Below are 19357 nucleotides of genomic sequence, written 5' to 3'. Positions count from 1 at the left end.
CTTTTTTCAAAAAACAAGGGTAATAATGACTAATTTAAAACCAATCACTTTCATGAAAGAGGATATTCAGGTGTAGTCAAGATGAAGGAAGATTAGGGTTCATTTTCATACTGTAGCGATCGCTCCTGTGGTCGCATAGAGCAATTTAGTGTGAGAATGTTGCTGTTGTCAGAGTTTTTGGGAACTATAGGATTGTTAGGCTCTAAATTTATCAGTCAGCCCGCCAACAAAACAAAGGTGACTTAGCTGCGATTGCACAGCCAATAGTGAATAAGTAACAAGGAATTAAATTCAGTTAAATACATGAATTACAAGACAGATATAAAAACGCTTCATTTACCAGAAGATAGTTTCATTTTAGTGGTAGATGATACTACTACAAATTTAGAAATTGTCTTTAACACATTAACTAATGTAGGGTTTAACGTTACTACAGAAAATAATGGAGAAAGTGCAATAAAGCAAGTTGAATATAACCCCCCTGATTTGATTCTATTAGATGTAGTGATGCCGGGTATAGATGGGTTTGAAACCTGCAAAAGACTGAAACAAAACTCAGCTACTTGTGATATTCCGGTAATTTTTATGACGGCAGATTCTGATACTGACAGTAAGGTAAAAGGTCTAAATATAGGGGCAGTTGATTACATTACCAAGCCTTTTCATGAAGAAGAGTTATTAGCTAGAATTAAAACCCATCTTCAATTACGAAATCTCACGAAAAATTTAGAAAAGCGAGTTATAGAAAGGACAGCAGCTTTGTCTAGGGCATTAAAAGACTTACAAGAGTCTCAACTTCAGCTTGTACAAACAGAAAAAATGTCTGCCCTTGGTGAATTAGTAGCAGGAGTTGCTCATGAAATTAATAATCCTGTTAGTTTTATTCATGGGAATCTCCAACATGCTTCAGCATATTTTCAAGACATGATTAATATCATTAACCTCTATCAGCAGCATTATCCTAATCCAGTTACAGAAATTAAAGAGGAAATTGCAGGAATAGATTTGAAGTATATGCTTGCTGATCTACCTAACTTAATTTCCTCAATGAAAGAGGGTGTTCAGCGCATTCGCGACATTAGTATCAGTCTGAGAAACTTTTCTCGAGCAGATAGCGATCGCAAGGTTTCTTGCAACATTCATGATGGCATTGACAGCACAATTATGATTCTAAAACATCGCTTAAAAGCATCTGAGGATCATCCCAATATTCAAGTAATTAGAGATTACGATAATTTGCCAGAAATAGAATGCTTTATCGGACAACTAAATCAGGTATTTATGAATTTATTAGCTAATGCTATTGATGCTTTAGAGGAGTCTAATGTAGGGCGCACCTATATTGAAATTGAAGCAAATCCCAATCAAGTTTTGATTCAGACTAGTCTTACTGAAAACAAAAAACATATTTTGATTCGGATTAAAGATAATGGCGTAGGAATGTCACCTGATGTCCAGAAAAAAATCTTTGATCATTTATTCACAACCAAGCCTGTGGGCCAAGGTACAGGATTAGGGTTGTCAATTGCTCGTCAAATTATTGTCGAGAAACATGGAGGAACTCTAGAAGTAAGTTCAGCACCAGGACAAGGTTCAGAGTTCATCATTAAGCTTCCCATTTGAAAATCATTGCAAAAATAATTCTCCATCTATTCATACAGATAAATTTATGTTTAAGGCAGTAGTTGGTCACAGTAACGATCCAGATTCTCTATCAGCAGTTGAAGAAGTTATTCAGCAATGTGTCAGTTCTCTTGCAGGAGATATACCAAAAGCTGGAATTCTTTTTGCTGCAATTGACTTTGAACATTCTCTAATTTTGCAGAAAATCCATCAGGCTTTTCCAGGAATTGAGTTGATTGGTGGGACAACAGATGGAGAAATTTCTTCCGTTTTAGAGTTTCAGCAGGACTCAATCACCTTAATGTTATTTTGCTCAGACGAAGTTGAAATTTATGCAGGAGTTGGACGCAAAGTTTCAGGCGATCCAATTACTGCAACTAAACAAGCTGTGGAGGAAGCCAAAGCAAAAAGTACCGCCAAGCCAAAGCTATGCTTAACTCATCCAGAGAGCCTCACAACTAGTGGTGTGTCTATATTGAATGGCTTAAAACTAGCTCTTGGGCAAGATGTGCCAATATTCGGTGGTTTGGCAGGCGATCAGTCAAGATATCAAAATACATATCAATTTTTTCAAACAGAAGTATTAAGTGATTCTATACCAATTCTAATTTTTTCCGGCACAATATTGTTTTCCCACGCTGTTGCAAGTGGTTGGCATCCTATTGGCCAAATAAGTAAAGTAACTAAAGTGGATAAGAACATACTCTATGAAATAGATGGTAAGCCAGCTTTAGATTTTTATCATCATTATCTTGGTTTACTTCCTCCTTCGATGGAGTATCCGCTAGCAGTGTTTGATCAGAATGGAAAAAATTTTTATATAAGAGCACCTATTAGTTATAACCAAGAATCTGGTAGCATAACCTTTTTTGGAGATATTCCCGATCAAGCAGTTATTCAAATTTCAGAAGCAGCTTATGAAGATATTTTGGCAGCTTCCAAATCATCATTTATGAATGCCTTGGATAACTATTTAGGCACAGAACCGAGTGCTGTGTTATTTTTTTCATGTGTAGCTCGTCGGCAAATACTTGGCACGAGGGCGCAAGAGGAGTATCAGAATACCAAACTTTCTCTAACTGGCCATTTACCTGCCTGTGGATTTTATTCTTACGGAGAAATTGCTCCTATAGATCGAATTAGCCAAACGCAATTTCACAATGAAACTTTTGTTACTTTAATTTTGGAAAATCGGTAAAAGCTGATGAAAATTGAGGATTATCAACAACAAATTAAGGAACTAAAAAAAGCAAATAGAATTATCCAAAAGCAATTGGAACGTTCTGAATCAGACCGGATAAAACTTGAAGATATAAATCAAAAAAAAGAATCTTTGCTTAAAACAGTAATTGAGGAATTAAAGGAATATCAAAATAACTTAGAAGAAAGAAGCCAGGAACTAGAAATGATGCTTCTTAATCTTCAGATAATGCAGAATAAGATGTCTGGCTTGGGAAGTCTTGTTGCAGATGTAGCCCATGAAATTAACAATCCAGTTAGCTTTATAGCAGGTAATCTGACTCCAGCTCAAGAGTATATTGAAAATTTATTACATCTGATAAACCTTTATCAGCAGACCTATCCCAAAGCATCTCAGGAAATTCAAAAAACAATCAAATTGATTGACCTCGAATATATATGCGAGGACTTACCTAAACTAATTTCCTCGATGAAAGAAGGTACAGATCGTATTTGTAGCCTTAGCGGTAGCTTGCGAATTTTCTCTAGAGCAGATACAGAACAAAAAGTTTTTTTTAACCTTCATGAAGGTATTGATAGCACTCTCATCATTCTCAAGCACCGTTTGAAAGCTAATAAGATTCGTCCTGATATTCAAGTAGTTAAACATTATGGCGAATTTCCTCCAATCAAATGTTTTCCAGGACAACTGAATCAGGTATTTATGAATTTATTGGCAAATGCTATTGATGCTTTAGAAGAGTCTAACTCTGGACTAAGTTTTGAAAAAATTAAGGCAAATCCAAATCAAATTACAATTCATACTAATCTAATTGAAGATACAAATCACGCATTGATTCGGATTCAAGATAATGGTGTAGGAATATCGGCTGATGTTCAGCAAAAAATATTTGACCATTTATTCACAACCAAACCTGTAGGAAAAGGGACAGGATTAGGATTATCAATCGCCTATCAAATTATTGTCCAAAAACATAAAGGAACTTTTAGAGTAAATTCTGTATTGGGAGAAGGTTCGGAGTTTATAATCACAATTCCAATTTGTTAAGGTAGTAAATATACTAATTATTCAAGTTAATTTTAATAAAAATAAATGTTCAATGTGGTTGCAGTTCATAGTTACCAAATGATTTTTGATTTATAATTCGTAATTAATTACAGTTTGCGGCAAAACTCATATATGAAAAATAGCAAACTTTGACCCTGATTGTGAGCAAGCGGATAAAAGCAAGCATGAAATTCTTTGACAAAGGAAATTAAGCAGTTATTTTAGATGTATTTTGGGGAACTCTAGAACTGTACTTCCAAAATTGTGTCTTCAAAATTTATGACCAATGTACTTAACGGCTCAATGGCTACACTTAATGTTTCTTTAGAACGCGATATATTTCTACGTACATTAATCAGAGAATTATCTGGTACTTTACAGGACGTAGTTGGCTTAGAAGAAGCTTCTGGATTTATTAGTGTAGTTGGTGAAAGGATGGCTAGGCAGCTAAACCAAGATTACAAATCTGCCTTAGAAGTCTCAAATCTTTCGCGTCAGCAGCTAGCTGATGTCTTGGTTGATTTAAAAAAACGAATCCAGGGTGATTTTTATGTCATTGAGCAGGATGATGAAAAAATTATCTTTGGCAACCGCATCTGCCCATTTGCCGAAAAAGTGATTAATCGCCCTGCCATGTGTATGATGACTTCAAACGTTTTTGGAACGATCGCAGCTAATAATCTGGGATATGCGAAAGTAGAATTGCAAGAAACCATAGCGCAGGGTGCTTCTGGATGTAGAGTTATTATTTACTTAAAACTTACAGAAGAGGCAGAAGATGCAGAAGGTCGAGAATACTTTAAAGGACTAGAATCTGTGTAAACCCTTCACCACTAAACTAGCCTCAAGATATAAGCTTGAGCGCAGATATGTAAAGTAGAGCCGAACGGTGAAATTGGAAGCCCATGACTCCTGAACAATTTCTTGAACTTGCTAGAGTTTTACCAGAACCTTTACTTTTAGTGAGTAGTGATGGTCAGGTGTTAGCTACCAATCAACCAGTAGCAGATATGCTAGGGTTACGGCGTCAAGAACTGCGTGGAAAAACCCTCTTTGAACTTGTAGCTGAGTCTGCTAATGATGTTATAAGATACCTGCAAGCTTGTTCAAGTAGCAGGGCAATGGTTATTGGCTCCTTGACTTTACGAAAGAATGATGGACAAACGTTAATATGTCGTAGTCAAGGAGCAGTTATTCAACCTTGGTCACCTGAATCTTTAGCTTTAATTCTCTTACGCTTGGAAAATAGAACTTTAGCTAGCAGTAATTTTGTCCTCCTGAACGAAAAAATTGATGAGTTAGCAAAAGAAGTTCAGAAACGTAAACAGGCAGAGGAAGCACTCTTGAAAGCAAATCAAGAGCTAGAAATTCGGGTTGAGGAACGTACAACTGCTTTACAAGAAACACTAAATAAATTACAACTTACCCAAACTCAGCTTATCCAAGCTGAGAAAATGTCTAGTTTAGGACAGATGGTCGCTGGTATTGCCCATGAAATTAATAATCCCGTCAGTTTTATTCATGGAAACCTTCACTACGCCCAGAAATATAGTCAGGATCTACTAAAGTTGGTGCAAATTTATCAACGTTTTTGTTCAAATACTCCTCTAGAAATCCAAAAATATGTAGAAGAAATAGACTTAGATTTTCTGATTCAAGATATAAGTAAACTCTTCCAGTCAATGAAAGTAGGAACAGAGCGTATTCAGGAAATTGTTCAATCTCTACGCAACTTTTCCAGACTGGATGAAGCAGAACTTAAGCAAGTTAATATCCATGAAGGTATTGATAATACTTTAATGATTTTGGAGCATCGGCTGCAATCTAGGCATGAATATCCAGAAATCAAAGTCATCAAAAAATATAGTCAATTACCGAATGTCACTTGCTACCCTGGTCAACTTAATCAGGTATTTATGAATATTATTGTTAATGCCATCGATGCGCTCGAGGCTTTGGTGGTCAATGATCAGTGGTCAAAAGTCAATCCAAAAACTACTTACAATCAAACACTTATAAAGAATAATCCCCAAATTGAAATTAAAACTGAGTTAATCGATGAAAAATGGATAACTGTTAGTATTGCTGATAATGGTTTGGGAATAAATCAAGAAGTTCACTCAAAGCTTTTTGATCCGTTTTTTACCACTAAAGCTGTGGGCAAAGGTACTGGATTAGGACTATTTATAAGCTATCAGATTATAGTTGAAACACATAAGGGACAAATTAGCTGTTTTTCTGCTCCAGGAGAAGGTTCAGAGTTTGTAATTAAGATACCTATTTACTAAGTCTCATAAAATTTAATTACTAATTTAATAGTTTTACGAAAAATTAATATAATTATCAGTTATTAGCACCAAAAATGTTGGGTTTCGTTACTCAACTCAACCTAATAACAATTCTGTATGAATTTGTGTTAAAAGATATCAGAAACGCCTGTCTGCTACTGAGCAGACAGGCGTTTCTTTACGTAAAAAGTTTGGTTGAGACTCGGTTAAATCTTAGTGGTATCAACTGAGGGTTGAGACTGACTAACCGAATCTAACTTTGGTAAAAGCAGGGAATTTTCTGCTTTTACATTAGTGTTGATTGTTGCTTGCAAAATTGGGGTATTGGAGATGGAATTATTCGCCAATGTAAACAATGGATTTGACAAAATCCCTGCTATAGATGTGGCAATTAATGTTACCACCAACCCGACCTGCAAAGGTCTTAGTCCAGGCAAATCCCAACGCACTTGTGGATAATTCTTCACCGAATCGGACATTTCATGGGGTTCTTTAACTACCATCATCTTAACTACACGAATGTAGTAGTAGATAGAGACGACGGTGGTAACTAAGCCCAGCAAGACTAACCAATAAAGACCTGCTTGCCAACCAGCCCAGAATAAGTAAATCTTACCGAAAAACCCAGCCAATGGCGGAATACCACCCAAGGAAAGCAGTGATACACTCAACCCCAGTGTTAAGAGTGGGTCTTTCTGATATAAACCAGAGTACTCAGCAATCTGGTCAGTTCCCGTCCGCAGTGAGAACAGGATGATGCAGGTAAAGCCGCACAGGTTCATGAACAAGTAAACCAGTAGGTAGAATATCATACTGGCATAGCCTGCTTGTGTACCAGCAATTAAGCCAATCATCACAAACCCAGCTTGGGCAATAGATGAATAAGCTAGCATCCGTTTCATACTGGTTTGGGCTAGGGCAACTACGTTACCCAAGATCATACTCAGAACGGCTAGAGCAGTGAAGACAAACCTCCACTCTTCAGCAACAAGGGGGAAGGCTGTTGTCAACAAGCGGATGGCTAGGGCAAACCCAGCTGCTTTGGAACCGACAGATAAAAAGGCGATGACTGGGGTGGGAGCGCCTTCGTAAACGTCTGGTGTCCACTGGTGGAAGGGTGCTGCGGAGATTTTGAAGCCAATACCTGCGATCGCAAAAACCAACGCAATCACTAAACCTAAAGATTGACCGACTTTAGCTGTGGCAATGCCATTAGCGATCGCACTTAGTTCAGTTTGTCCTCCAGATAGTCCATACAGGAGTGATACACCGTACAAAAATACTGCTGTGCTGGAAGCGCCAATTAACAAGTATTTCAGCGCCGCTTCATTAGAGCGTGGGTCGCGCTTGGTATAACCTGTCAACAGATAAGAGGAAATACTCAGGGTTTCTAAGGAGATGAAAATCATCACCAACTCACTAGCCCCGGATAAAAACATCCCCCCCAAAGTAGCACTCAGCAAAATAGCGAGAAATTCTCCTAAAGCAGTGCCGCTCTGTTCAACGTAGCGAACTGACATCAGTATAGTGGCGATCGCAGACAAGGCAATAATACCGCGAAAGACGATACTCAGGTCATCACTGTTAAAGCTACCAGTAAAACCAATGGGATTAGGAGAATCCCATTGAAAATATAGGGCGATAATCGAGGCAAATAAACCTGCGATCGCTAGATATCCAATCCAGCGTCCAGATGTACGCCCCAAAATCAAATCAACAATCAAAACCCCCAAGAGGGTGAGAATAACAATCCCCTCTGGCAAAATAGTTCCAGCGTTTAGCTGGGATGCAATATTAGCAAAATCCATGAGATGTATAGGTTTTGGGGATTAGACATTAAGGCTAACTCTGTTCACTCTAGCAAGTTTTCTAATCCCCAGACTAGCTCTTTTAACAAGAGCTTAACAGCTTGGGTGCAGATGGCGATTGCACCAACTTTACTAACTTACCAACAGCTTTCTCCGTACTTAGGAATTCACCTAACAATTTCCCTACTTCGTTTTTCAGGCGTAACCTTTAGCGAATATCATAAATAATCATGCCGCAACAAGTGTGTGCTGTGGGCGATCGCCACGGACAAAAAGCTCATAAAGTTAATAAGGGCACAGCAATGCTGTGCCCCTACAATATTCATAATTCCTAAGTTTATTAAAAACCTACTGATGGTAGCTTGCCTTGTAGCAACTGAAATTTAGACTGAACACAGTTGGCACAATTGCAACCAAGTTGATCCACAATCGGATTAGATGTTTGAATCAAGTGTGGTATTGCCAGATCAGGAATTTGTTGTGTAGATACTACCGTCATAATTTGGGTAGCATAAGGAGATTTCAGGCTGGATGCGTGTGCTGGATTGACTACCAGCAGCATGGATACCAAAAATGCGGGACAGGCAAGTAAAATCAGTTTGACTATGTTCATAAATTTACACAAAGAGACCTTTGCTGATATAGCATAGCTAATAACTTGATCATGTTCAACTTTAGTTACTGAGTATTGCTTAACTACGCCCGAATCCTTGACCCCGCAAAACCTTTGACCATACAAGTAATTCGCCCTGTTCACCGCCTGCGGCCAGTAAGTTACCTTGGGGATGCCAAGCGAGGGTGGAAAAACCTGCTGAGACACCTGTGATAATTTGGGATACTTCCTTAGCTTTGTTCCACAAACACAACCAGCCATCAGCAGCAGCAGAAGCGAGAAGGAAGCTTTTAGGTGCAAAGGCGATCGCATTGATCACGCCCACATGATTAGTTAATACTCGTGCTTCCCAGCCTAACGAATCATCCTCTAGCTTTTCCCAAACCACAATACCTTCAACGCTAGAAGATGCCAATATTGGCGCACCCACTTTCGTCATAGCTTCTGACCATGCCAATTGGCGAATTTTACCAGGGAAGCCACGCATTACCCAAGGGTCGGGATTGTTCCATTCTAAAACGGTGACACTACGATCCATGTTGCCAGAAGCGAGGAATTTACCATCGGGCGACCAAGCCATAGCTAAACTAACAGTAGTCATATCTAGGTTGTATGGTTCTTCATCCCAGTTTTGACTATGCCAAATCTTGACTCCTTTGTAACCACTAATCGCTAAGTATTGTCCGTCAATGCGCCAATCTATACCCAATACTGAAGAGTTGTCGAAATTCAGCGTTACAACAATTTCACGAGTATCTGCATCCCAAACTTGAACGTAACGCCCCAAACTAAAAGCTAGTTGGTTACTAGTGTAATTCCAAGCTAACTTGTCAACCCATGCAGGGGCATTTGACAATGTGGCGATTAATTCAGTGTCGTACCAAATTTTCACCTGTCCATCTTGTCCACCAATGGCTAAAAATTTTCCATCTGGCGAAAAAGCGAGACAATCTACTGATTTACCGTTACCAGTTTGTAAAGTTGTGAGTTCGCCATCATTCCACAGAACTACTTCCCCGGCGGCAGAAGTTGCTGCTAAAGTTTTTCCTAGTGGCGACCAAGCGATCGCAGTTACATAATCTGAAAGTGTCCCCGAATAGTGTTGTTCAAATTCCTTAGATTTACTGGTTGTGGAGTTCATATTTGTAAAGGGGGAGTGGGGAATGGGGAATAGGGGATGGAGAATGGTAAATTCCCTACTCCCTACTCCCCACTCCCTATTTAAGCTAAACAGGCGAGAAAATCTTGCTTGAGTTGGGCTGCATCAAGGTTGCGGCCGATGAATACTAGTTCGTTTTTGGGGGTTTCGCTTGGTTTCCAGGGGCGATCGGGTTTGCCATCAAATATCATGTGTACTCCTTGGAATACAAATCGATTATCTTCTCCAGCAATATTTAAAATGCCTTTCATCCGAAAAATATCGGGGCCTTGAGTACGCAGTAATTCTGAAAGCCAAGTGTTTAATTTTTCTCCATCGACTGCACCTGCTTCTACTAAAGCCACAGAATAAACAGTTTCATCGTGTACGTGGGCATCTTCGCCTAAGAAATCTGGATCAATTTCTAATGCACGTTCTAAATCAAAGGCTTTTACACCTAATAAAGCATCCATTCCGAGTTCAGAATTTTGGGTACGGTAGATTTTTGCGATCGCATTCATCGCCCGAATCCGTTTTTCCAATTCATTCAACTCTTCTGGCGCTACCAAATCTGTTTTATTAAGTAAAATTACATCGGCAAAAGCAATCTGTTCTTGTGCTTCGTCTGCATCCCAGTGCTGCCAAATATGCTTGGCATCGACAACTGTCACCACCGCATCTAAAGACAGTTGGCTTTGCAAATCTTCATCAACAAAAAACGTCTGGATTACTGGTGCAGGATCGGCTAATCCAGTTGTTTCAATTACTAAATGGTCAAATTTATCGCGCCGCTTCATCAAATTGCCAATGATGCGAATTAAATCGCCGCGTACTGTACAACAGATACAGCCATTGTTCATTTCAAATATTTCTTCATCTGCATCGATAATCAATTGATTATCAATACCCACTTCCCCAAATTCATTAACAATCACAGCAACTTTTTTGCCGTGTTCGTAGGTGAGGATGTGATTGAGTAGAGTCGTTTTACCTGCTCCCAAATAGCCTGTAAGAACAGTAACGGGAACTGAATTGTTGATTACGTCAGCCACCATACTCTAAATTCCTCTTGTCTCACCTTATGGATAATCATTATCGCCCATGATAAATCTTTTTATATTTTTGTGCGAACTTGCTGTTATTTTGAGTTTCAGCAAAATAATCACATAATTTAATCAAGAAGCACTTTATTTTTGTGCATCTGTAATAAGTAATAAATATTTATAAGTTGGCATAGCTTGATAGGAATATTGCATCTAAGCTAGTCCACTCTACCGTAAGTTGCAGGTTAGTAGCTTGACAATATGAGAAAATCTATGATAGTCATCACATAAAAATATACTTTGATGGAGAAGCATGGGAGAAAAAGCAGCAACAGCCGTCCCGGTGCTTATTGAAGCTTTGAAGAAACCGGAGTTTAGCTATAATGCAGAAGAAGCTTTGGGACGCATCGCTGAAAGCTGCCAATGTAACACAAATAAGCTATTTAATCAAGAAGTGGATCTCGCCATATCTTACTTAGAAACGGCTTTAAATATTGCAGAAAATCCCAAGTCTGAGTATGCAAATTTATTTGGATTTGCAGAAGGAAAAAAACGTTTGCGCCGCTCTCTTAATTTCCTCAAAAAAGAAAAAGATTCCCGCTTGTTTTCTAAAACCCGGCCAAGGTAGGGAAGCAGCAGTAGCTTAAACTAATTTTAATCTCGCACCAAGGCGCAAAATGATTCTTTGCGTCTTGGTATGAGGATTGAATTTTATCGGGATAACAAAAAATCTTGAACTGCTTCTAAAACAACTGCTGGGTATTCTTCATGCAGTCCCAAAGAACCAGGAATAACAACGCTTCTCACTCCTGGTAAGGCTATCAAAGCGTTCATTTCTTCTCGTGATTTGGGCGGGCTGGATTCCCCAATTACTACCATAAGCGGTACGGTTAAAGACTGCACAAGTTTCAGAAAATCAGACTGTTCGTGTACAGCATCGAGATTACCAGTTACAAAGGCAGCAGAAGCAAATCGCGCTCCTGGTTGTTGAGTCGTGTGCCACTTCTTCTCAATGAAACTGGGTGTAATTTTAGCCGCGTCAGTAAAGACATGACGGCGATACATCAAACTTAAGAAGGATGGGGTAGTGTTGAGTTTGTAGAGAGCTTGACCAAGTATAGGCGATCGCACCAATTCTCTCACAAAGCCAGCTATCTGTTGACTGGCCCCCATTGTCGGCAAAGGCCCACGCCAAGTAGGAGCTAACAACACAATTCGTGAGAAAGTATCAGGTTTTTTGACAGCTAATTGTAAAACGTAGCTAGCAGCATGACCAGCCGCCACCACAGTAATGGGAGTATTAAAAATAGCTTTGACAAAATCTTCCAGAAATTGCTGATATATTTCCGGTCGATAATTCAAACTAGGGCGAGAAGATTCACCAAATCCAGGCCAGTCTATTGCTATAACTTGAAAATTGGCAGCTAGTAACTTGGCAAGTTCGCCTACTTCCAAACGCGTTGAAACACTGCTGAAAGATGGTAGCAGCAATAACGGTGAACCTTTACCGAGGGTTTCATAAACAACGCGTAATTGCTGATTTTCCCAATTCCAGAGATATTCTTGAACTACTCCACCAAAGCCAGTAGCAGCAGAGGTAGATAATAAATTTGTTGACATTAGACTAAATTTTGGTAGTTGTAACCTTATTTGTCAGTTGTTTTTTGTCAGTAGTCTTTTGCTAATGACCAATGACAAATGACCAAGTTTAGCTAGGCAAATCTAACTTACATTCCAATGCTTTTTTTTGCATGGTTTTAAAAATATTGTAAAATCCATTAGCACGGGAAGGTGTCAGGCTAACGTTTAAACCTGTTTCTTGAATAAAATCTGGAGTAAGCTGGACAATCTCACTTGGCGTTAATCCATGTAATCCTTCAACCAGAAGCCCTACTAATCCTTTGGTTAACTGAGAATCGGAATCGCCCTGAAACACAACCTTACCGTCATCCAAGGCTGCGGTGATATAAACTTGAGACACGCAACCAGGAACTTTATTTTCAGGTAATTTATCAGCTTCTGGGAACTCATTGAGCTTCTGAGCATACCAGATTAGCTGTTCGTAGCGTCGCTTCGGTTCGGAAGCGCGTTGAAAGCGCTGGACAATTTTAGCGAGCGCAGGTGGCAAAGAATCTAGAGTTGAGGACATAACAGAAGCTGCAAATGATCGGTATCACTTTGAGTGTAGATTATCTTTAGAGCAATCGCGCCGACCGTTCACCTTGGCATATCAACTAGCTATAACCTATCAAATCTAGACAATTACTGCGTAGGCGCAGCCCCCCGTAGGCATCGCATTCATTTTCAGTCAGTTTTTTTAATTTGCCTAATCACAAAAACTTAATTTTTTTTATAAACAAGTTCTAACAGTAATTCTATGGAAGTTACTGTTGTATCACTATAAGCTTACTGTATGAATCCGGTTTGATTTCTGAAAATATACGTAGGATGTGTTAGCGACAGCGTAACGCATCAAACCTATCAATAAATAATTAAAAATTAAAAATCAAAAAAAATTCTGATTTTTAATTTTTAATTTTTCTCCCTTAAGGATTAATTGGTAGTTTGTGCAGCTAGCATCTGCTTCAACTTTTCTAATTCCGAAGCCCAACGAGGATCTGGACGAATAGCGTCTGAATCGGTGGTTGTGGTGCTGTTTTCACGAGAACCGCCGCCGCCACCTGAGCCACGACGAGGCTTCTTAGAGCTTTTCTCGCGGCGGCTACCTTCTCTATTAGGGCTAGGAGTGGGAGTACTACTAGCAGCAGTAACTGGTTTTGGAGCTTGCTCCTCGCCCTCATCACCTTTTGTCCGAGGTAATGCCTTCTCTAGCTTAATCGGAGTGTCTTTAAACATCTGACCATTATATTTTTCAATAATTTCGTCAGCTTGATCGTCGTTGTTGACTGTAAGAAAACCGAAACCACGGCATTTGCCAGTTTTACGGTCTTTAATTAATTTAGTAGTTACAGCATCACCTTCTGCTGCAAAAACTGCTTGCAGATCCTGACGATCTATTTCTTCTTTAGGCAAATTACCTATATATAGGCGAATGGACATGAACTATACCTCCAGAGTTAAATGAACATGGCAAGGCAAGAAAACAATCATTTGGCTTTGGCTTTTAATTAAATAGATGCTATTGACCAAGACTGCCATCAACCAATTTTTTGCTCGAAACTGTCAACCTATACAACAATACAGTTTTTCGTCGGGATCAAGCTTGTTTAATCTAAAGGCTCACACTATGGTGAGCTAATAACACCTTAATTCTAAGAATTATAAATTTAATAGCCTATTGCCTGCTAAAGTACACGCTTTCTTCCATGCCTTTTTTCGCAGAATCAAATACCATTCCTAACATTACCACGGTATTTTCTACGTAGCTAGTTTAGCGCATACATTTCTGACATTAGTATTACTGCATCGTAACATAAAACACATTTTTTTATTCAAGGGAGCATATTTTGAAACAAAAACCAGCCACTGGCTGGTTAATTTACTGCTGTGTTGGAAAGATAAAAGGTATGGAGCGGGGGAAAAACATCCGAATCCACAAATAAGCTGTAGTGCTGAGTTATGTCGCTTACTATCGCTTGTGTAAATAAATGTAACATTTTTCAAGAAAACCTGCAACTTTTGTTTACATTCCAATTTGGCCTTTGTCCTTTGCTAATGACTAATGACAAATGATTAATGACTAATGCCCAATGCCCAATAACTAACTAGTGAGAAAAATGTATGCGCCCCAAGCCTGTGCTGCAACTGCTAAAAAAGTAGACCAAATGGGATGAGGGCTATGAATGGTTTTACCACTTTGAGTTTCTAGGGTTTGGATATCGATCCAAGGTGTTGCTCCTCGGCGGAACCAACCTGTGACGATAATTTGCCTACCAATTAAATCCTGGTGATTAACTCGCTGTCCTAACCAAGAAACATGGTGTAATTTCACTAAACCTGCGCTCGATTGAAAGATTAAATCTTGCGCTAAGGAGTTGCTAGTGCCTTGACGACCTAATAATTTACCTACAAGACACACGCTGATACTATCAATTGGTAAGGCAGAAGGGTCAGCTAACAGGTTGGGTAGATAATCGTCAGTTTGCACAGTGGCAGGCTTAATATCGGGGAAGAAAGAATTAATCCGTATCAGTGTACCGATGCTAAAGCCAATTAGAAGGGAGCCTGTAATTAAAGACGAAGCATCGTATCCCCACTTTAAATTTAAAAACAACTTGAGTGCGAATACTAATTGCCAGGCTAGGTAGAAGAAAGCTGCAAACAGAACCCCTAAAGGAATTCCCAACCAGGGAGCAATTTGTAATAAGAAAGACTGACGCTTAACTTTTGATGGTTCGTTAGCAAAATGTAGTTCAGTGTCTAGATGCCAGTGACGGGCTATTTGGCAGAGGCGTTCGATGCGATCGCCCATCAAGGGATGACTATTATTAATAGTAAACCATCGGCGATAGGGATTAGCAATATCCCACTTCAAAAAGGATTCAAAAGATAAATTACTGGCAATAGTGCCCAAAGAAAGGCTCTGTTGATGGCTGACTGGTGTCAGGAGATTTAAGCTTTCTAGTTGCCAACTGGTTTCTTCCTCTTTTTGGATATCAGCGGCAATGCCAATGGCGATTTTGAGTAAAGCGCGAATCAGAGCATTGGGATTACCAGTAATTTCAGAGGCGACGCGATCGCTATAATAAAGCCGCAACCGCGACAACCATAATGCAGTCCCAGTCAGCAAACACCAAACTCCATAAACAATACTAGCCAGAATTGCCATCGGCGATCGCCAAATCTTCCCTGATATTTTGTCTCCCCAATTCGATACTTGCTGATATAGCCGATGAATTGGTAGTGTCACCAGCAGCAACAAAGACATCACAGCAAAATCCCAGTGAGCAATATGCCCTAGCTGTGTAGCGTAGATAATGGCGATTTCATCATCAGCTAGTTGTTCTAATAACCCCTGACTTACAACAATCCTGGCATTACGTGGTAAACTACCATAAGTCAGGATAATTGGTGCAGCCATTGGTAAAATCCGCAGTTTGGGTAACGGCCAGTGCCTCTGTTGGCAACAACGTTGTAGCACCCGAACAGCTTCGCGGCTATGGGCATTCAATACATCTTTAGAAAATTCTCGCTGACCATACAATTTAGTTAGTAGCAGATCCAGCAACCAAGGTGATACTCCGATCAAAATCACCAATACTATTAGCAGCAATTTAGTAGGGTCGCGGTATAAAAGCTGCAACGGCTCCAGATAAGGGAGTTTGACTAAAGTCTGGTTGATAAATCCCATTACGAACTTGAGCATTTCTCGCATCACCCAAAACAGAGCGATGAACGTTCCTGCTGTCAACAGCCGCAAAGGAATTAATTTCGGTTTGCGTAGGGGTTGCCATGCTCTAGCGCGTTGTGCTTGCCGCCAATAAATAACGCCGAATAATTTAGCTTGGGTGCGGGTAACAGAACCCATAAAGCCGCTTAAGGGTACAGATCCTCCTGCTGCTGGCAATGGTGTCGCGACTGTAGCTTTGAGTTTAGCTAGTGGCACCATTGACGGGGTGTCGTTGCTCTTAGTTTCTATTACTTGGTCTTTTGGTTCCTCTAATGTCGGAGTTTCCGGGGGAGTAACTGGGGCTGAATCTGGCGTTGAATTTGGAGTTGAATTATCTAAAGCAACAAATCCAGTTTCGACATTTTTTGATTCTTGGTCGCGTTTTTGGCGTTTTGTTAGGTGTTCGAGAGCGCGTGTTGCCCACTCTTGAACTTGCGGATTGTTACTCTCAATGAGATTCTGAGAAATAGCGATCGCTTTGGAGGCTTCTCCAATCCGTGCATAAGCCATCACTAAACCAACCTGGGCTTGTAAGCTAGCAGTACCATTACTTTGGCTGCTAGCAATAGGTTCTAGTTGAGCGATCGCTGTTTGGTAATTTCCCTGCTTGAGGGCAACTAAACCAGCCTCCAAAGACGGTTTGGCATGTGAAGGCATACAAATTCTGGCACTCCAATCTCTTCTAAGTGATCCACGTTTGTGCAAAAGCGCGAACCTCGGATGCCGTGGAAATCAACCGCGCCCAAGTTTTGCCTGTCAAGTGAATGATAAAGATTGAATCCAGGAGTCAGGAGTCAGAATTCAGTTAGCTATTTTGTAGGACTAATTCTGAATTCAGAATTCTGTATTCTGTATTCTTCTTCATTCCTCCACTGGTTGTTGACTAGAAAAAACTGGAGCGATCGCGCTTAATTTTAACTCTGGATGGTCGCCCAGTAATTGTTGACAATTCCATTCGTTGCGGAATAGCAACACTGGTCGTCCCATACTGTCTTTAACTGTAGTGGTATTGAATATTCGTCCCACTTTTTCTAATGCTTCCCAACCACCCTCAACCCAACGGGCGACACTGTAGGGCAATAACTCTAATATGGTTTCTACACCATACTCGTTTTGTAAGCGAAACTGCACTACCTCGAATTGCAACTGACCTACCGCCGCTAAAATTGGATCGCGCTTGGCTTCATCAGTTGAATACATAATTTGCACAGCACCTTCTTCTCGCAATTCCGCAACGCCTTTTTGGAATTGTTTAGACTTCGAGGGGTTGGGATTCCTCAAAGATGCAAACAGTTCTGGCGAAAAATACGGAATCCCTTCATATTCGAGCTTTTGTCCCGTGTAAATTGTATCTCCGATCGCAAAAACACCAGGATTATTCAAACCGATCACATCGCCAGGATAAGCCACATCAATCGATTCTCGCTCTTGAGCAAAGAGTTTTTGCGGGCGAGACAGACGGATGGGTTTACCAATACGGGCGTGATTCACCATCATATCTTTTTCAAACTTACCAGTGCAAACCCGGATAAATGCGACGCGATCGCGGTGTTTTGGATCCATATTCGCTTGCAGCTTGAAGACAAAACCCGAAAATTCTGGATATGTAGGGGGAACTTCGCCAACACTACTGTAGTGAGAACCGGGTTTGAGGGCATAGTCGAGGAAATACTTTAGGAATAACTCTACACCAAAGTTAGTCATGGCGCTACCAAAGAACACAGGCGTCATTTTGCCGAGGTGTATCAGCTGCAAATCCAACTCTGGCCCAACTCCATCTAACAGTTCCAAATCATTTTTTAGTTGGTAGTACAAGCTTTGTTCTAGCTGTTCTTCTATTCTCGGATCGCCTAATTCCACAATCGTATCACGGGCTTCTCGGCTGCCGTGGGCGCTGCGTTCAAACAGGTGAATTTGTTGCTTGTGCCGATCAAAAACCCCTTTAAAGCGATCGCCCATCCCAATCGGCCAGTTGACCGCATAGGTTTGCAATCCCAATTCTTGCTCAATTTCATCCAAAAGTTCCAGAGGTTCTCTTCCTGGGCGATCGAGCTTGTTGATAAATGTAAAAATTGGGATACCCCGCAACTTACATACTTCAAACAATTTGCGGGTTTGGGGTTCCAGACCTTTTGCTGCATCAATCAACATCACTGCATTATCGGCGGCCGCAAGGGTGCGATAAGTATCTTCACTGAAGTCTTGGTGTCCGGGAGTGTCTAATAAATTTATCTGACAGTCCTGGTATTCAAATTGCAACACAGTGGAAGTAATAGAAATACCCCGTTGTTGTTCCATCGCCATCCAATCAGAGGTCGCTTTGCGCTGTGCCCGTCGCGCCTTAACCGCCCCAGCTTCGTGAATTGCACCTCCGTATAGGAGCAGCTTTTCTGTTAGTGTAGTTTTACCCGCATCAGGGTGAGAAATAATTGCAAAGTTGCGGCGAAGTTCAACTGCTTGAATAAGTTCAGACTGAAGTTCAGTAGACATAAGTGTATTTGTTTGTTAGTTAACTTAATTTTTTTGACTCTAGTAAGTCTTTTAATCTTAAGACAACGATGCTCGTGATAGGGTCGTAATATAAGCAACAATCTGACTAAATAGGAGAAAGCAATGTACGACACAGATAAGCGAAAGCTTCTATCCGCCTTGTCGCATGGAGCGATTTTTTTCAGCACAGCAGTGGTATCTGTAGGTATACCTATCGCCATCTTCTTTGTATCTGATGATCCTGTTGTTAAAGAAAACGCCAAAGAATCCATTAATTTCCACTTTAACGTTTGGCTTTATGGAGGAATTCTAGGAGCGCTGTTTTTTCTATTCGGTTGGTTAGTGTTACCTCTATTATTGCTCGGGCCATTAGCCGGTCTGGGATATATATTGCACTGGGGATTAACAATTTGGGCCCTCGTAAAAGTTTTCAGCAATCCTGATATACCCTTCCGTTATCCCTATATTTTCCGAGTTTTTTAATACAGATTATTGTTGGGTATGGGGTATTGGGCATTGGTAATTGTCAGTTATTGCTACTAAGTACAACATTTCATGAATTACTAGCGAATTCTCTGCGTGCCTCTGCGTTTACCTCTACACCACTACCCTGCGGGAAGGCGAACGCGAGTGCGTCTCGTAGAGAAGCGCCTATGCGTTTAAATTTCACCCCTCAATTCTCCAGGATTTTTGAGAGGGTTTTACGATTTTGAATTTTGAATTGCTTACTATGTTGTTTTTTTTCCAGCCCGTCGG

16 protein-coding genes are annotated in these 19357 nt (G+C 40.3%); 7 read left to right on the top strand and 9 right to left on the bottom strand.

Annotated features, from left to right (window positions below):
* The first annotated feature begins 303 nt into the window (after window positions 1-303).
* The 5 genes from RMY00_RS20990 (at window position 304) to RMY00_RS20970 (ending at window position 6159) form a co-directional block, all read left to right on the top strand.
* Window positions 304-1623, top strand: coding sequence for a response regulator (locus tag RMY00_RS20990; RefSeq protein ID WP_322649385.1), 1320 nt, complete (start codon window positions 304-306; stop codon window positions 1621-1623).
* A gap of 46 nt (window positions 1624-1669) precedes the next feature.
* Window positions 1670-2821, top strand: a complete 1152-nt coding sequence (locus tag RMY00_RS20985; protein ID WP_322649384.1) for an FIST signal transduction protein — start codon at window positions 1670-1672, stop codon at window positions 2819-2821.
* 6 nt (window positions 2822-2827) lie between these two features.
* Window positions 2828-3871: a sensor histidine kinase gene (locus RMY00_RS20980; RefSeq protein ID WP_322649383.1), complete on the top strand. Its 1044-nt coding sequence runs from the start codon at window positions 2828-2830 to the stop codon at window positions 3869-3871.
* A gap of 279 nt (window positions 3872-4150) precedes the next feature.
* Window positions 4151-4693: a methanogen output domain 1-containing protein gene (locus RMY00_RS20975; protein ID WP_322649382.1), complete on the top strand. Its 543-nt coding sequence runs from the start codon at window positions 4151-4153 to the stop codon at window positions 4691-4693.
* An 83-nt stretch (window positions 4694-4776) separates the two neighbouring features.
* Window positions 4777-6159, top strand: a complete 1383-nt coding sequence (locus tag RMY00_RS20970; protein WP_322649381.1) for an ATP-binding protein — start codon at window positions 4777-4779, stop codon at window positions 6157-6159.
* 206 nt (window positions 6160-6365) lie between these two features.
* On the opposite strand, the gene RMY00_RS20965 is transcribed toward RMY00_RS20970, so the two are convergent.
* The 4 genes from RMY00_RS20965 to RMY00_RS20950 all read right to left on the bottom strand — a co-directional run bounded on the left by RMY00_RS20965 (window position 6366) and on the right by RMY00_RS20950 (window position 10773).
* Window positions 6366-7967, bottom strand: coding sequence for an NAD(P)H-quinone oxidoreductase subunit N (locus RMY00_RS20965; RefSeq protein ID WP_322649380.1), 1602 nt, complete (start codon window positions 7965-7967; stop codon window positions 6366-6368).
* Window positions 7968-8307: 340 nt separating this feature from the next.
* Complete coding sequence (locus tag RMY00_RS20960; protein WP_322649379.1) at window positions 8308-8580, bottom strand: hypothetical protein; 273 nt, start codon at window positions 8578-8580, stop codon at window positions 8308-8310.
* Window positions 8581-8659: 79 nt separating this feature from the next.
* A complete protein-coding gene (locus tag RMY00_RS20955; RefSeq protein ID WP_322649378.1) occupies window positions 8660-9721 on the bottom strand; it encodes a hypothetical protein in 1062 nt (353 codons plus the stop codon).
* Window positions 9722-9801: 80 nt separating this feature from the next.
* On the bottom strand, window positions 9802-10773 hold the full coding sequence (locus RMY00_RS20950) for a GTP-binding protein (RefSeq protein ID WP_322649377.1): 972 nt from the start codon (window positions 10771-10773) through the stop codon (window positions 9802-9804).
* 301 nt (window positions 10774-11074) lie between these two features.
* Here RMY00_RS20950 and RMY00_RS20945 point away from each other — a divergent pair, with 301 nt between their 5' ends.
* Window positions 11075-11389, top strand: a complete 315-nt coding sequence (locus tag RMY00_RS20945; protein ID WP_322649376.1) for a hypothetical protein — start codon at window positions 11075-11077, stop codon at window positions 11387-11389.
* 83 nt (window positions 11390-11472) lie between these two features.
* On the opposite strand, the gene RMY00_RS20940 is transcribed toward RMY00_RS20945, so the two are convergent.
* From RMY00_RS20940 to prfC, 5 genes are all read right to left on the bottom strand, one after another.
* Window positions 11473-12381 (bottom strand): alpha/beta hydrolase, encoded by a 909-nt coding sequence (locus RMY00_RS20940; RefSeq protein WP_322649375.1) that lies wholly within the window; start codon window positions 12379-12381, stop codon window positions 11473-11475.
* Between the two features lie 88 nt (window positions 12382-12469).
* On the bottom strand, window positions 12470-12910 hold the full coding sequence (locus RMY00_RS20935) for a SufE family protein (protein WP_109011258.1): 441 nt from the start codon (window positions 12908-12910) through the stop codon (window positions 12470-12472).
* A 404-nt stretch (window positions 12911-13314) separates the two neighbouring features.
* The gene (locus RMY00_RS20930; protein ID WP_322649374.1) at window positions 13315-13821 is read right to left on the bottom strand and encodes an RNA-binding protein; all 507 of its coding nucleotides are present in this window, start codon (window positions 13819-13821) and stop codon (window positions 13315-13317) included.
* A gap of 661 nt (window positions 13822-14482) precedes the next feature.
* Window positions 14483-16768 carry a M48 family metalloprotease gene (locus RMY00_RS20925; RefSeq protein ID WP_322649373.1) on the bottom strand — a complete coding sequence of 762 codons (2286 nt, stop codon included), beginning with the start codon at window positions 16766-16768 and terminating at the stop codon, window positions 14483-14485.
* A 204-nt stretch (window positions 16769-16972) separates the two neighbouring features.
* A complete protein-coding gene (prfC, locus tag RMY00_RS20920; RefSeq protein WP_322649372.1) occupies window positions 16973-18601 on the bottom strand; it encodes a peptide chain release factor 3 in 1629 nt (542 codons plus the stop codon).
* A gap of 123 nt (window positions 18602-18724) precedes the next feature.
* On the opposite strand from prfC, the gene RMY00_RS20915 reads away from it, so the two are divergent.
* Window positions 18725-19084: a DUF4870 domain-containing protein gene (locus RMY00_RS20915; protein WP_322649371.1), complete on the top strand. Its 360-nt coding sequence runs from the start codon at window positions 18725-18727 to the stop codon at window positions 19082-19084.
* Window positions 19085-19357: the final 273 nt, after the last annotated feature.

It is taken from the genome of Nostoc sp. ChiVER01 (assembly GCF_034531155.1).
Taxonomy (GTDB): domain Bacteria; phylum Cyanobacteriota; class Cyanobacteriia; order Cyanobacteriales; family Nostocaceae; genus Nostoc.
This window is presented reverse-complemented; position numbering and strand designations above follow the sequence as displayed.

Bases quoted from the DNA above. Each gene is read 5' to 3' on its own strand.
- prfC (WP_322649372.1), bottom strand. From the start codon at position 18,601: ATGTCTACTGAACTTCAGTCTGAACTTATTCAAGCAGTTGAACTTCGC.
- RMY00_RS20935 (WP_109011258.1), bottom strand. From the start codon at position 12,910: ATGTCCTCAACTCTAGATTCTTTGCCACCTGCGCTCGCTAAAATTGTC.
- RMY00_RS20975 (WP_322649382.1), top strand. From the start codon at position 4,151: ATGACCAATGTACTTAACGGCTCAATGGCTACACTTAATGTTTCTTTA.
- RMY00_RS20965 (WP_322649380.1), bottom strand. From the start codon at position 7,967: ATGGATTTTGCTAATATTGCATCCCAGCTAAACGCTGGAACTATTTTG.
- RMY00_RS20955 (WP_322649378.1), bottom strand. From the start codon at position 9,721: ATGAACTCCACAACCAGTAAATCTAAGGAATTTGAACAACACTATTCG.
- RMY00_RS20945 (WP_322649376.1), top strand. From the start codon at position 11,075: ATGGGAGAAAAAGCAGCAACAGCCGTCCCGGTGCTTATTGAAGCTTTG.
- RMY00_RS20925 (WP_322649373.1), bottom strand. From the start codon at position 16,768: ATGCCTTCACATGCCAAACCGTCTTTGGAGGCTGGTTTAGTTGCCCTC.
- RMY00_RS20915 (WP_322649371.1), top strand. From the start codon at position 18,725: ATGTACGACACAGATAAGCGAAAGCTTCTATCCGCCTTGTCGCATGGA.
- RMY00_RS20930 (WP_322649374.1), bottom strand. From the start codon at position 13,821: ATGTCCATTCGCCTATATATAGGTAATTTGCCTAAAGAAGAAATAGAT.
- RMY00_RS20970 (WP_322649381.1), top strand. From the start codon at position 4,777: ATGACTCCTGAACAATTTCTTGAACTTGCTAGAGTTTTACCAGAACCT.
- RMY00_RS20960 (WP_322649379.1), bottom strand. From the start codon at position 8,580: ATGAACATAGTCAAACTGATTTTACTTGCCTGTCCCGCATTTTTGGTA.
- RMY00_RS20990 (WP_322649385.1), top strand. From the start codon at position 304: ATGAATTACAAGACAGATATAAAAACGCTTCATTTACCAGAAGATAGT.
- RMY00_RS20940 (WP_322649375.1), bottom strand. From the start codon at position 12,381: ATGTCAACAAATTTATTATCTACCTCTGCTGCTACTGGCTTTGGTGGA.
- RMY00_RS20980 (WP_322649383.1), top strand. From the start codon at position 2,828: ATGAAAATTGAGGATTATCAACAACAAATTAAGGAACTAAAAAAAGCA.
- RMY00_RS20950 (WP_322649377.1), bottom strand. From the start codon at position 10,773: ATGGTGGCTGACGTAATCAACAATTCAGTTCCCGTTACTGTTCTTACA.
- RMY00_RS20985 (WP_322649384.1), top strand. From the start codon at position 1,670: ATGTTTAAGGCAGTAGTTGGTCACAGTAACGATCCAGATTCTCTATCA.